Raw genomic sequence first — 13,605 nt, 5'->3', positions numbered from 1 at the left:
CGCCACCGCCACCCGCGCGCCGGCCCGGGCGGCCGCCAGGGCCAGGTTCGCGCCGATGCCCGACGAGGCGCCGGTGATCAGCACGGTGCGGCCGGAAAGGTCGGTCATGGCTTATGCTCCCTCGGTTTCGGAAGGGAGCATACGGGTGTTTGAAACCCTTAGGCCAGCCCCGGTCCTTCGATCTTCACCACCGGGGTGAAGGCCGGGCGGCGTTCGGGGAGGGTGATCTTCAGGCCCTTGTCGTCGCGGGTGAAGGGCAGGGGATCGCCGCCCAGAAGCGACACACGCCGCACCTCGCCCGAGGCATGGGGCGCGCCGACGGCCAGGCTCTCGATGACCATCTCGCGCTCGGGCTCGACCAGCGGCAGGGCGTAGAGCGCGCCGGCCTTGGTGGTGAAGCGGATGTCGGTGGCCTGGAAAGGCTTGGCGTCGCCCTCGTTCTGCATGCCTTCGACGAGACGGGTCGGGCCTTCGCCGTAGATCTTCCACGGGCGGGTCGAATAGATCGCCTCGCCGTTGACGGCGATCCAGCCGGCCATGTCGGCCAGGACCTTGGCTTCCTTGTCGTCGATCGAGCCGTCGCCGCGCTGGGGGATCGACAGCATCAGCGTGCCGTTCTTGCTGACCACGTCGGTCAGGCGCTGCACCACGTCTTTCGCGGTCTTGTAGCCGTTCCGCTCATAGAGGCCCCGGTCGTAGTGCCAGTTGCCGATGCAGGTGTCGGTCTGCCAGGGCTCGTCGCGCAGCCGGTCGGAGAAGCCGCGCTCGACGTCCTCGACGATGGCCTTGCGCTGGAAGGGCGTCAGCTTCTTGCCGGTCACCACCACGTCGGTGCGGCCGGTCTGGCGGACGGCGTTGTTGTAGAAGTGCGCCGTCGCCTCCAGCCCCGCCTGGCCCAGCGGCAGGGCGTAGTTGTCGAAATAGACCATGTCGGGCTTGTAGCGATCGACGAGGTCGTTCTGGCGCAGCAGCCAGTTGCGCACGAAGGCGGGGTTGTTGGGCGGCGGGGTCTCCAGCCACTCGCCGTCGTGCTTGTCGTGCCAGGCGTTGGCCTCGGCGATGGAGCCCACCCCGTCGGGGATCACCATGTTGTGGCCGGTATAGAGCTGCTGCGGGTCCAGCCCCTGCCACCACTTGCCCTTGCCGTCGGCCTTGGTCAGGCGGAAGGCGTCGTAGCGTTGGCCCTTCAGCGGACCCTCGGCGTCATAGCCATAGGCCGTCTGCCACCAGTGCCAGGCGTGGGCGGCGTGGTTGGAGACGGCGAACTTCAGGCCGTGGCTGCGGGCGACCTTCTCCCAGGTCCCGACGATGTCGCGCCTGGGACCCACCCGCGTGGTGTTCCAGGCGTGGTGGCGGCTGTCGAACATGTCGAGATTGTCGTGGTGGTTGGCCATCGACATGAAGAACTTCGCCCCGGCGGCGACATAGGTCTTCATCAGGGCCTCGGGATCCCAGGCCTGCGCCTTCCAGCGCGGGATGAACTCCATGAAGCCGAACTTGGTCGGGTGCCCGTAGGTCTTCACGTGGTGTTCGTAGAAGGGGTTGCCCTGCTGGTACATCTGCCGGCCGTACCAGTCGCCGTACTCGGGCACGCACTGCGGACCCCAGTGCGACCAGATGCCGAGCTTGGCGTCGCGGAACCAGTCGGGCGTCTTGTAGCCGGCCGCCAGCGACTCCCAGCTGGCCTTGAACGGCCCGCGAGAGGCGGCCAGGGCGGGAGAAGCGGCGAGGCCGGCGGTCGCGCCCAGAAGCGCGCGGCGGGTGAAGGGCATGGCAAGCTTATCCGTTACTGGACCGGCGTCAGGCGCGCGGCCGCGCCGCCGCTGGCGGCGAGTTTCAGGGTCAGGGTCGAGGTGGCGGTGAGAGAGGGATTCGAACCTTCGATAGAGTTTGGGGTCGCTCCGTCCTGACGGACGTCGGCCTTCCAAGCGCCCTTGCCCAGGAAGGCGAGCGGAACCTTCACCGTCCGGGCGGTCTCGTTGTTCAGCGCGCCGATCCACCATTCGTCGCCCTTGCGGCGGGCCACCACGATCGACTGGCCGATCTCGCCGGTCACGTAGCGGATCTCGTCCCAGGTCGTCGGCACGGCGCTGACGAAGTCCAGGCCCGCCGGGCTTTCGGCATAGGTGTCGGGGCTGTCGGCGACGATCGTGAACGGGCTGTCGAACACCACGAACATGGCCAGCGCCTGGCCGCGCGTCGTCTGCACGAAGGGCAGCCTGTCGCGCGGCTCGAACTTGTCGGGCGTCACGTTGCGGAAGCCGCCGGGGGTGTAGTCCATCGGCCCCAGCAGCATGCGGGTGTAGGCCAGGTTGACGTTGTGGGTGGCGGTGATCCGCGCGCTCCACTTGTTGTACTCCGCCCCCAGCACGCCTTCCTGGGTCAGGTAGTGCGGATAGGTGCGGATCAGGCCCGTCGGGTGATAGGCGCCGTGCAGATCGACCATCAGGTGATGCTCGGCCGCGCGCTTGAGCAGGCGGTGGTAGAAGTCGACCATCGCTTGGTCGTCGCGGTCCATGAAGTCGACCTTGATCCCCTTGATCCCCCATTTCTCATAGAGGGGCAGGGCCTCGTCCATCTGGGCGTCCAGGGCCTTCCAGTTCAGCCACAGCCAGATCCCGACCTTCTTGTCGGCGCCGTAGGAAACCAGGCCCGGCAGATCGAGTTCGGGCTTGGGACGGGTGACGTCCGCCCCCGGCCGCACCACCGAGGCGCCGCCGGCCCCGACGTGCCAGCCCTCGTCGATCAGCATGTATTCCAGGCCGTTCTGGGCGGCGAAGTCGATATAGGCGCGGATCGTCTCGGGGTTCATGCCGGCGTTGGGCACGGCTTTCAGGGCCGGGCCGTTCCACCAGTCCCAGGCGGCCTTGCCCGGCTTGATCCAGCTGGTGTCGCTCACCACCGACGGCGCGCTCAGCGTGGTCAGCAGGGTGTTCTCGACCAGTTGGCCGGCCTTGGGCGCGATCATGATCACCCGCCAGGGCGAGGCGACGTCGGCGCCCAGGCGGGTCTTCACCGCCGTGCCTGAACCGTCGAGGCGGGGCGACAGCTTGACCGACAGGCCCAGGCGCCCGTCGCCCCGGCCGGTCAGGTACATGCCCGCCCAGTCCTTGAGGTCGGCCTCGGCGATGGCGAAGGCGGCGTTGTCGCCCCGGCAGACCACCGGGGCGTCATAGAGATTGTGCTCGCGGAACTTCGAGGCCTGGACGGGGTCGAACTCGCCCTCGTGGCTGGTGCCGAACTTGCCAAGGTTCAGGCCGTAGCAGCCGTAGTCCCTGGGGAACGAGAACCCCGTCACCTCGTCATTGACGTTGGTCGCCGCCGTCGCCTCCTGCTGGGGCAGCACGTAGCGGAAGGCCACGCCCTGGTCGTAGGCGCGGAACACGACCCGCAGCTTGCGGCCGCTCTCTTCCTGGAAATCGACGGCCAGTTCGTTGCGGGCCTGGGCCACATGGCTGACCTTGCCGGCCGGCAGGTCGTAGACGTCTTCGCCGCTGGCGGTCTCGGCGCCGACGATCTTCACGCCGTAGCTGAAGCGGCCGCCCTTGGAGAGCTCCAGGCCCAGGCCCGAGGGGGCGATCAGGGGCTTGCCCTTGTAAGCGACGGCGTAGCGCGCCTGTCCCGACTCGTCGGAGACTTGCACCGAGATGGCGCCGTCAGGGGAGGAGAGGGTGCGGGTTTCGGCGGAGGCTTCCGCTCCATACAGCGCTGTCAATGCGGCTCCCGCCAGCAGCGCGTTGCGAATGGCCCCCATGCATCATCTCCCCAAAATTCGTTGTCTCAGTGTTTGTCGTATTAATTAGACCGTGTATGGATCGACGTCGAGCTTTCGATACCGGTAACATTCAGGCGGCTTTCAGACCGTCGAAGCGCAAGGAAGAGCGGGGGAAAATGAAGACCAGGACCCTGACCATCGCCCTGATGGCGACCACCCTTCTGTCGGCTCCGGCGTTCGCCGCCGATGGTCCCAAGAGCACCGCCCATCCGGCCCTGTGGCCCGCGGCCAAGAGCCAGGGCCTGGTCGATCCGGCCACCGAGGCCTTCGTCGACGGCCTGCTGGCCAAGATGACGCTCGAGGAGAAGATCGGCCAGATGATCCAGGCCGACACCGCCTCGATCAAGGCCGACGACCTCAAGACCTATCCGCTGGGTTCGATCCTGGCCGGCGGCAGCTCGCCGCCCCTGGGCGCGCCCGACCGCTCGCCGGTCGGCCCCTGGGTCGACACCGTCAAGGCTTTCCGCGACGCCGCCGCCCAGCGCGGTGGGACCAACATCCCGCTGATGTTCGGCATCGACGCCGTGCACGGCAACAACAACGTCGTCGGCGCCACGCTCTTCCCGCACAACATCGGCCTGGGCGCCGCCCACGATCCTGAACTGATCCGCAAGATCGGCGCCGCCACGGGCCAGGAGACAGCGGTGTCAGGCTTCGACTGGGCTTTCGGTCCGACCCTGACCGTGCCGCGCGACGACCGCTGGGGCCGCGCCTTCGAGGGCTATTCGGAAGATCCGCAGATCGTCCGCCTCTACGCCCGCGAGATGATCCTGGGCCTGCAAGGCGCCGTCAGCGAGGGCCAGGCCCTGCAGAAGGGGCACGTGGCGGCCAGCGCCAAGCACTTCCTGGGCGACGGCGGCACCACCAACGGCAAGGACCAGGGCAACACCGAAGTCTCCGAGCAGGAGCTGATCCGCCTGCACGCCCAGGGCTACGTTCCGGCCATCAACGCCGGGACCATGACCATCATGGCCTCGTTCAACAGCTGGAACGGCCAGAAGATGCACGGCAACAAGTCGCTGCTGACCGACGTGCTGAAGGGCAAGATGGGCTTCGACGGCTTCATCGTCGGCGACTGGAACGGCCACGGCCAGGTCGACGGCTGCACCCCGACCAACTGCGCCCAGGCCGCCAATGCGGGCCTGGACATGTACATGGCCCCCGACAGCTGGAAGGGCCTCTATGACAACCTTCTGGCCCAGGCCAGGTCGGGCGAGATCCCGATGGCGCGCATCGACGACGCCGTGCGCCGTATCCTGCGCGTGAAGGCCAAGCTCGGCCTCTTCCAGACGGCCCGTCCGTGGGAAGGCCGCGAGGGCGTGGTCGGCAATGCCGATCACCGCGCTGTCGCCCGCGAGGCCGTGGCCAAGTCGCTGGTGCTGCTGAAGAACAACGGCGTCCTGCCGATCAAGGCGTCGGCGAAGGTGCTGGTGGCCGGCTCGGGCGCCGACGACATCGGCCAGCAGTCGGGCGGCTGGACCTTGTCGTGGCAGGGCACCGACAACAAGAACAGCGACTTCCCCAACGCCCAGTCGATCTATTCGGGCTTCAAGGACGCGGTCGAGGCCTCCGGCGGCAGCGCCACCCTCAGCGTCGACGGCTCGTTCAGCGACAAGCCCGACGTCGCCGTTGTGGTGTTCGGCGAGACCCCCTATGCCGAGGGCGTGGGCGACCTGAAGACCCTGGAATACCAGCCGGGCGACAAGACAGATCTGGCTTTGCTCAAGAAGCTGAAGGCTCAGGGCGTGCCGGTGGTGGCCGTGTTCCTGTCGGGCCGTCCGCTGTGGGTGAACCCCGAGATCAACGCCTCGGACGCTTTCGTGGCCGCCTGGCTGCCGGGTTCGGAAGGCGGCGGGATCGCCGACGTGCTGGTCGGCGACAAGGCCGGCAAGGCCCGCCGCGACTTCAACGGCAAGCTGTCGTTCAGCTGGCCCAAGACCGCCGCCCAGACCTCGCTGAACAAGGGTGACAAGAATTACGCGCCGCTGTTCGCCTATGGCTACGGTCTCAGCTACGCCAAGCCGGGCAAGGTGGCCAAGCTGTCGGAAGTCTCGGGCGTCACCGCCATCGCGGCCAATGACAGCAACTACTTCGTTGGCGGCAAGACCCCGGCGCCGTTCGAGTTCCGCCTGCTGCCGACCACCTCGGTGCACATCAAGCCTGTCGACGCCGGCAACGTGCAGGAGGCCGGCCGCCAGCTGACCTTCGCCGGCGGTGTTCCGGCCTCGGCCGAGATCGCGGCCGACAAGGCCTTCGATCTGACCTTCCAGACCAACGCCGAGATCGCCCTGCAGATCGCCTACCGCGTCGATGCCGCCCCGTCGGCCAAGACGACGCTCTCCATCGGCGCCGGCAAGCTTGACATCACCTCTGTACTGTCGGGCGCCAAGGCCGGCGAGTGGACCAGCCTGAAGGTGCCGCTGAAGTGCTTCCAGTCGGCCGGCACGGACGTCACCAAGGTCGAGGCCCCGTTCTCGCTGGCCACGGCCGGCTCGCTGACGGTCTCGATCAGCGGCGTGAAGCTGACCACCGACCCGACCGGCACGTCCTGCCCGGCCAAGGCGGACTGAAGTCTATAAACTGGCGTCATCCCGGAAAGCCCGCAGCGGCTATCCGGGACCCAGGGGCCGGCGCACTGCGTCGGCTGCCGCCGGGTGGGCGATCCATGCGCCGAGCCCAGTCTCCTGGGTCTCGGCTCTACGCTTTGCTCCGGCCGGGATGACGATCCAAGAGTAACGATGAAGCGGAGACCTCGCGTGCGCCTGACCCGTCACCTGCTCGCCGGGGCCGCCGCCCTGGCTTTTGCCGGCCCCGCCGCCGCCGCGCCGCTGCTGGCCTCGGTGTTCACCGACCACGCCGTGCTCCAGCGCGACCGGCCGATCCAGGTCTGGGGCGTCGCCGCGCCGAACGCCGCAGTCTCCATCGACCTCTCCGGCCAGGCCGTGACGGCCGTCGCCGACGCCCAGGGCCGCTGGTCCGCCCAGCTTCCGGCCCGCGCCGCCAGCGCCGCGCCGCTGACCCTGACCGTCAAGGCCGGCGCCGAGACCCAGACCGTGTCCGACCTGCTGGTCGGCGACGTCTGGCTGTGCTCGGGCCAGTCGAACATGGAATATCCGCTGCGCCGCGCCCTGCAGGGCGAGGCCGAGGCCCAGAACGCTACGGATCCGCAGATCCGCCTGCTGCAGACCGGTCGCACCAGCCTGCCGCATCCCACCGACAAGCTGCCGGCCTACGCCGTCTGGAAGACGTCGAGCTACGACAGCGCCAACAATTTCTCGGCCGCCTGCTGGTTCATGGGGCGCGAGATCAAGAAGACCACCAATGCCCCGATCGGCCTGATCGACGCCACCTGGGGCGGTTCGGTGATCCAGGACTGGATCAGCGGCGAGGGCCTCAAGGCGCTGGGCAATTACGACGAGGGCCTGTCGGTGCTGGCCGACTACGCCCAGGATCCTGTGAAGGGCATGGCCCGCTGGGGCGCGATGCTCGACCGCTGGGCCGCCAAGGTCGAACCGCATGCCGCAGGCTGGGCCAAGCCCGGCTTCGACGACCGCGCCTGGAAGACCATGCCGGCGCAGCAGTTCTGGGAGACCAATCCGGGCCTGGAGACCTTCGACGGCACGATCTGGCTGCGGGCGACCATCACCCTGACCAAGGCCCAGGCCGCGCAGGGCGCCACCTTGGTGCTGGGTCCGGTCGATGACATCGACACCACCTATGTCAACGGCCGCGCCGTCGGCTCGCAGGAGGGCTGGGACGCCAAGCGCGCCTACGCCATCCCGGCCGGCGTTCTCAAGGCCGGCGCCAATGTCGTCGCCGTGCGGGCGATCGACGCCGGCGGCGGCGGCGGGGCCTGGGGACCGGCCAAGGACAAGGGGCTGAAGCTGGCCGACGGCTCGTTCGTGCCGCTGGGCGCGTCCTGGCGCTACAAGGTCTCGACTAACCTCTCCGACACCGGCCTGCCGCCGCATGCGCCGTGGCTGGGAGCCTCGGGCCTGTCGACCCTGCACAACGGCATGATCGCCCCGCTGGCGCCCTACGGCGTCAAGGGCTTCGCCTGGTACCAGGGCGAGGCCAACGTCACCGAGGCCCCGGAATACGCCCGCCTGATGCCGGCCCTGATCGCCGACTGGCGCCGCGCCTTCGCCGCGCCCGAGGCGCCGTTCCTGATGGTGCAGCTGGCCAGCTTCGGCCCGCAGACCGACAAGCCTGGCGTCTCGCGCTGGGCCGAGCTGCGCGACGTCCAGCGCCGCACCGTCGCCGCCGACCCGACCACGGGCCTGGCCTCGGCCGTCGACATCGGCTCGCCCTACGACATCCACCCGGCCGACAAGCTGCAGGTCGGCCTGCGCCTGGCGGGTCTCGCCAGGAAGCTGGCCTATGGCGACAGCGCCCTGAACGCCTCCGGCCCCGCGCCGGTCTCGGCCGTGCGCGACGGCGCCGATGTCGTCGTCACGCTCGACCAGCCGGCGGTGGTCTATGGCTCTGGTCGTCCCGCCGGCTTCGAACTGTGCGACGCCGCCGAGTCTTGCCGTTTCGTCGATGCGTCTTTGGAGGGCAGCAAGGTCCGCCTGGCCGTCCCGGCCGGCTACGCCGCCGTGAAGGTCCGCTTCGCCTGGGCCGACAGCCCGGTGCTGAACCTGTTCGGCGCCAACCGCCTGCCGGCGACGCCGTTTGAGATCCCTCTCTCTTAGAGAGAGGGATTTTAGGCTCCAGCCCCGCTTATTAACCAGCAACCCCTTGCCGCATAACGCTTTCCCTCCTCGGAAACGAGGGTTTCGCGTGACTGATCGCACCTGCGAAGAACTGGCCGAACTTTGGCGCACGGTGTTCGGCGAGCCGCCGCCGATCACCTCAGAGCCGGGGCTCGTCGCCGAGGTGCTGGTGCGCTGCCTGCCGCTCGCCGAACCCTATGGTCCGCAAGCCGTCCTCATGGCTAAGCTTGAGCGGCAGGCGTCCTGAGAGCCCCATAGGGTCTATCTATCTCGCGAACTGATTTTATCGATTGGACCTATTTGCTGCGGCGCGATACCTACGACGCATCCTTTCCAACGGAGCGTCTCATGTCGCTGATCAACACCGAGATCAAACCCTTCACCGCCCAATCCTATAAGGACGGCAAGTTCGTCACGGTCAGCGACGCCGACCTGAAGGGCAAGTGGTCGGTGGTCTTCTTCTACCCGGCCGACTTCACCTTCGTCTGCCCGACCGAACTGGAAGACCTGGCCGACAACTACGAGGTCTTCACCCGCCTGGGCGTCGAGATCTACGCCGTGTCGACCGACACCCATTTCTCGCACAAGGCCTGGCACGACAGCTCGCCGGCCATCGGCAAGATCAAGTACCACATGGTCGGCGACCCCTCGGGCACGATCACCAACAACTTCGAAGTGATGCGTCCGGGCGTCGGCCTGGCCGACCGCGGCACCTTCCTGATCGACCCGGAAGGCGTGATCCAGTTCACCGAGACCACCGCCGAAGGCATCGGCCGCAACGCCATCGAGCTGCTGCGCAAGATCAAGGCCGCCCAGTACGTGGCCTCGCACCCGGGCGAAGTCTGCCCGGCCAAGTGGGAAGAGGGTGAAAAGACCCTGGCTCCCTCGCTCGACCTCGTCGGCAAGATCTAAGACTTAAGTACCGCGTACCCGCGCCGCCGCTCCTCTCCCCTCTGGGGCGGCGGCGCACCCCTCGATCGTTCGCCGCGTTCGATCCTCCCCCGAAAATCGAACGCCTGCCTTTTCCTCCCCCTAGCCTTTTGGGAGCGCGCCATGCTGGACGCCGGTCTGAAGACCCAGTTGACCACCTACCTGCAGAACCTGCGCCAGCCGATCGAACTGGTCGCCTCCCTCGGCGACGACAAGGGTTCGAAGGACATGCTCTCCCTGCTGGAAGACGTGGCCTCGACCTCCGACAAGGTCAGCCTGAACCTGGCCGGCGACGACGCCCGCAAGCCTTCGTTCGCCATCACCCGCGCTGCTGGCGACGCCGATGTGCGCTTCGCCGGCCTGCCGCTGGGCCACGAGTTCACCTCGCTGGTGCTGGCCCTGCTGCATGTCGGCGGCCACCCGCCGCGCCTCGACGCCGAGGTGATCGAGCGCATCAAGGGCCTGGACGGCGACTACAGCTTCGAGACCTATTTCTCGCAGTCCTGCCAGAACTGCCCCGACGTGGTGCAGGCGCTGAACACCATGAGCGCCCTGAACCCGCGCATCCGCCACGTCGCCATCGACGGCGCGCTGTTCCAGGCGGAAGTCGAGCAGCGCCAGGTCATGGCCGTGCCGACCATCCTGCTGAACGGCCAGCCGTTCGGCCAAGGCCGCATGGAGGTCGAGCAGATCCTGGCCAAGCTCGACACCGGCGCCGAAGCCCGCGCCGCCGAGAAGATCAAGACCAAGGACGCCTTCGAGGTGCTGGTCATCGGCGGCGGTCCCGCCGGCGCGGCCGCGGCCGTCTACGCCGCCCGCAAGGGCATTCGTACAGGGGTCGCCGCCGAGCGCTTCGGCGGCCAGGTGCTCGACACCATGGCCATCGAGAACTTCATCTCGGTGCAGCACACCGAAGGCCCCAAGCTGGCCACGGCGCTGGAGCAGCACGTCAAGCAGTACGACGTCGACGTGATGAACCTGCAGAAGGCCGTCGGCCTGGTGGCTCCGAAGACCCCGGGCGGCCTGATCGAGGTCAAGCTCGAGAACGGCGCCAGCCTGAAGTCGCGCACCGTGATCCTGTCCACCGGCGCCCGCTGGCGGAACGTCAACGTGCCCGGCGAAGCCGAGTACAAGAACAAGGGCGTGGCCTATTGCCCGCACTGCGACGGCCCGCTGTTCAAGGGCAAGCGCGTGGCGGTGATCGGCGGCGGCAACAGCGGCGTCGAGGCGGCCATCGACCTGGCCGGCATCGTCGCCCACGTCACCCTGATCGAGTACGACAGCCAGCTGCGCGCCGACGCGGTGCTGCAACGCAAGCTCGCCAGCCTGCCCAACGTCACCATCGTCACCTCGGCCATGACCACCGAGATCCACGGCGACGGTTCGAAGGTCAGCGGCCTGTCCTACAAGGACCGCAACCACGACACGGCCCACCGCGTCGATCTGGAAGGCGTGTTCGTGCAGATCGGCCTGGTGCCCAACACCGAGTGGCTGAAGGACTCGAACGTGGCCCTGAGCAATCGCGGCGAGATCGAGGTCGACTATCGCGGCGAGACCTCGATGCCGGGCGTCTTCGCGGCCGGCGACGCGACGACCACGCCGTACAAGCAGATCATCATCGCCATGGGCGAGGGCGCCAAGGCCTCGCTGTCGGCCTTCGACTACCTGATCCGCCTTCCCGCGGAGCAGGCCGAAGCGGCCTGATCGGCCTTACGGACCGAAACGACCAAGGCCCGGACGAGCGATCGTCCGGGCCTTTTGTCTTTCCCATGCTCTTCCAGAGAGGACGCTGGATCGCTCTCCCGCCGCTGCTCGGAGGCTCGAGAGCAACTCAGACGTGCTTCAAGCTTGACGGCAACCTTTGGCGCGATGTTTTCAGGTGGCGGTTCGGTCGAGGTCCGGACCTTGCTTTTGGGGATAGTCACATGAAGAAAATCGCAATCGCCGCCCTGTGCCTTGCGACCATCGGCGCCACGCCCGCCGTCGCGGCCGAAGCCCTGCTGGAAAGTGATCCGATCGACTGGCGGCTTCAGAACTACGTGCCCAACGACATCAAGGTGTTCTTCACCGGCAGCCCTTGCCAGTATGGTCGCCTGTCGTTCTCGTCCAGCGCCACGATCCAGGATAAGGACCGCTTCTTCTCGATGGTGCTGACGGCCCGATCGACCGGACGCAAGATGGGTGTCTATTACGACAACGTCTCCTGCGAGATTTGGTCGTTCTACCTGCTCTAGGGCGATTTTTACCCCACCGCCGCCTGGATGCCCGCCAGCAGATTGGCGGCGGTGATCGGCTTGGAGACGTGCAGGTCGGCGCCGGCGTCCAGGGCTTCGTGGCGATGCTTCATCAGGGCGTTGGCGCTGAGCATGACGATCGGCGTGCGCGCCGCGCCGCGCTCGGCCTCCAGGGCGCGGATGGCCCGGGTGGCGGTCAGGCCGTCCATGCGCGGCATCTGCATGTCCATCAGCACCACGTCGAACGCGCCGTCCCCGAAGGCGGCGATCGCCTCCAGCCCGTCCTCGACGGTCACCACCTGGGCGCCCTGCGAGGCCAGGATCAGCTGGGCGACACGCTGGTTGGTGGGATGGTCCTCGACCAGCAGCACGCGCAGCGGCTGGTCGGGCAGGGCGATCGGTTCGGGCGGGACCGGATCGGCGTCGGCTTCGACGGCCTCCTGCAGGCGGGGCAGGCTCAGCGTGACGACGAAGCGGCTGCCGACGCCGGGCTGCGACGTGGCCGAGATCTCGCCGCCCATCATCTCCACCAGCGAGCGGCAGATCGACAGTCCCAGGCCCGTGCCGCCGAACCGGCGGCTGATCGACTGGTCGGCCTGGCTGAAGCGGTTGAACAGGCCCCCGGCCTGGTCGGCCTCGAAGCCGATGCCGGTGTCCTCGATCTCGAAGGTCAGGCGGGTCTCGCCGGCGATCTCCTCGGAGCCGACGCGCAGGGTCACCCCGCCCTCGTCGGTGAACTTGATGGCGTTCGACAGCAGGTTGTTGAGCACCTGGCTCAGGCGCATGCCATCGCCCAGGTGCCGGCCGCCGGTCAGGGCCGGGCGCTTGATGGTGAAGGTCAGGCCCTTCTCCTGCGCCCGCCGGCGCAGCACCTCGACGCCGGGACGCAGCGCCTGGTCGAGGTTGAACGAGCGGTTCTCCAGCTGCAGCTGGCCGGCCTCGATCTTGGAGACGTCGAGAAAGTCCGACACCAGCCGCTCCAGCGTCGCGCCGGAGTCGCGCACCAGCCCGACCATCTCGGCCTGTTCGGGGCTGAGCGTCGTGCGCGACAGCGCGTCGATGATGCCGATGACGCCGTTCAGCGGCGTGCGGATCTCGTGGCTGATATTGGCCAGGAAGTCGGACTTGGCCCGGTTGGCCGCTTCGGCGGCCATCTTGGCCTCCAGCAGGTGGCGCTCGGCCGCCACCCGGTCGGTGACGTCGCGCGCCACGCCGTAGATGCGGTCGCCGGCCCGCTGGGCCCGCCATTCCAGCGTGCGGTAGTGGCCGTCGGCGTGGCGATAGCGGTTGATGAAGCCGAGGACGGGGTCGCCGTCGCGGCGGGTCTCGACCTCGACCACGCTGTCCTGGGTGCCGGGCATGTCTTCGGGATGGACCAGCCGCAGCAGGGGGCGGCCTTCCATGTCCTCGGGGCTATGTCCCAGCTTGGTCTGCCAGGACCGGCTGGCCTTCAGCACCGTGCCTTGCAGGTCGCGTATGACCAGCAGGTCGAGCGAGACCTCGAAGAACGAACTGGCGTCCACGAGCAAGGCTTCGCGGCCTGAGGCCTGGGTCACGATCGAAATCCCCGTAAACGCCGACTAGAGTTCAGCCTAGCGCAACAAGGTTAAATTCCGATATCGATGATTTTGGTGGGACTTTTCGCGAAAAGAGAGTGTCGAGAATAATTCTTCTTTTGCGGGAACTATTGGCGACCATTGGTATCTGGCCGAGGGGCGCGACTGAATCCCTCTCTCTTTGAGAGAGGGAGGGACCCACGCCAAAGGCGTGGGAGGGTGAGAGGTAACAAACTCACCGAATGAAACGCGGTCGTTCGCCCTTCACGGTTTGCAGATGCGGATAAGGGAGGGGGGCTGGAGGACCGTCGGAACGCGTTGGGATTTGCCTGCTGGCGGTGAAACCTCTCACCCTCCCACCGCTTCGCGGCGGGCCCCTCCCTCTCTCAAAGAGA

At 67.6% G+C, this 13,605-nt stretch carries 9 protein-coding genes; 6 read left to right on the top strand and 3 right to left on the bottom strand.

What is annotated here, in order from left to right:
* Positions 1–158: 158 nt before the first annotated feature.
* Together DMC18_RS21185 and DMC18_RS21180 are read right to left on the bottom strand one after the other, a co-directional pair.
* Positions 159–1,772: an alpha-L-fucosidase gene (locus DMC18_RS21185; RefSeq protein WP_110117965.1), complete on the bottom strand. Its 1,614-nt coding sequence runs from the start codon at positions 1,770–1,772 to the stop codon at positions 159–161.
* Between the two features lie 14 nt (positions 1,773–1,786).
* On the bottom strand, positions 1,787–3,754 hold the full coding sequence (locus tag DMC18_RS21180; protein ID WP_110117964.1) for a glycoside hydrolase family 97 protein: 1,968 nt from the start codon (positions 3,752–3,754) through the stop codon (positions 1,787–1,789).
* 137 nt (positions 3,755–3,891) lie between these two features.
* Between DMC18_RS21180 and DMC18_RS21175 the strand changes: the two genes are divergently transcribed.
* From DMC18_RS21175 to DMC18_RS21150, 6 genes are all read left to right on the top strand, one after another.
* Positions 3,892–6,345 carry a glycoside hydrolase family 3 protein gene (locus DMC18_RS21175; protein ID WP_110117963.1) on the top strand — a complete coding sequence of 818 codons (2,454 nt, stop codon included), beginning with the start codon at positions 3,892–3,894 and terminating at the stop codon, positions 6,343–6,345.
* Positions 6,346–6,531: 186 nt separating this feature from the next.
* Positions 6,532–8,469, top strand: coding sequence for a sialate O-acetylesterase (locus DMC18_RS21170; protein ID WP_233245144.1), 1,938 nt, complete (start codon positions 6,532–6,534; stop codon positions 8,467–8,469).
* 88 nt (positions 8,470–8,557) lie between these two features.
* Complete coding sequence (locus tag DMC18_RS21165; RefSeq protein WP_110117961.1) at positions 8,558–8,737, top strand: hypothetical protein; 180 nt, start codon at positions 8,558–8,560, stop codon at positions 8,735–8,737.
* Positions 8,738–8,838: 101 nt separating this feature from the next.
* On the top strand, positions 8,839–9,402 hold the full coding sequence (ahpC, locus tag DMC18_RS21160; RefSeq protein WP_110117960.1) for an alkyl hydroperoxide reductase subunit C: 564 nt from the start codon (positions 8,839–8,841) through the stop codon (positions 9,400–9,402).
* A gap of 141 nt (positions 9,403–9,543) precedes the next feature.
* A complete protein-coding gene (gene ahpF / locus DMC18_RS21155; RefSeq protein ID WP_110117959.1) occupies positions 9,544–11,124 on the top strand; it encodes an alkyl hydroperoxide reductase subunit F in 1,581 nt (526 codons plus the stop codon).
* Positions 11,125–11,345: 221 nt separating this feature from the next.
* Positions 11,346–11,654, top strand: a complete 309-nt coding sequence (locus tag DMC18_RS21150; RefSeq protein WP_110117958.1) for a hypothetical protein — start codon at positions 11,346–11,348, stop codon at positions 11,652–11,654.
* An 8-nt stretch (positions 11,655–11,662) separates the two neighbouring features.
* On the opposite strand, the gene DMC18_RS21145 is transcribed toward DMC18_RS21150, so the two are convergent.
* Entirely contained in the window at positions 11,663–13,210 is a 1,548-nt protein-coding gene (locus DMC18_RS21145; protein WP_233245143.1) for an ATP-binding protein, read from the bottom strand.
* Positions 13,211–13,605 lie beyond the last annotated feature (395 nt).

It is taken from the genome of Caulobacter sp. D5 (genome assembly GCF_003185805.1).
Taxonomy (GTDB): Bacteria; Pseudomonadota; Alphaproteobacteria; order Caulobacterales; family Caulobacteraceae; genus Caulobacter.
Note: the sequence above shows the minus strand (reverse complement) of the source record. Positions and strands in the feature narration are given on the sequence as shown.

What these genes read in the sequence shown, in the direction of transcription:
- DMC18_RS21185 (WP_110117965.1), bottom strand. Translation starts at nt 1,772, where the DNA reads ATGCCCTTCACCCGCCGCGCGCTTCTGGGCGCGACCGCCGGCCTCGCC.
- DMC18_RS21180 (WP_110117964.1), bottom strand. Translation starts at nt 3,754, where the DNA reads ATGGGGGCCATTCGCAACGCGCTGCTGGCGGGAGCCGCATTGACAGCG.
- DMC18_RS21175 (WP_110117963.1), top strand. Translation starts at nt 3,892, where the DNA reads ATGAAGACCAGGACCCTGACCATCGCCCTGATGGCGACCACCCTTCTG.
- ahpC (WP_110117960.1), top strand. Translation starts at nt 8,839, where the DNA reads ATGTCGCTGATCAACACCGAGATCAAACCCTTCACCGCCCAATCCTAT.
- ahpF (WP_110117959.1), top strand. Translation starts at nt 9,544, where the DNA reads ATGCTGGACGCCGGTCTGAAGACCCAGTTGACCACCTACCTGCAGAAC.
- DMC18_RS21150 (WP_110117958.1), top strand. Translation starts at nt 11,346, where the DNA reads ATGAAGAAAATCGCAATCGCCGCCCTGTGCCTTGCGACCATCGGCGCC.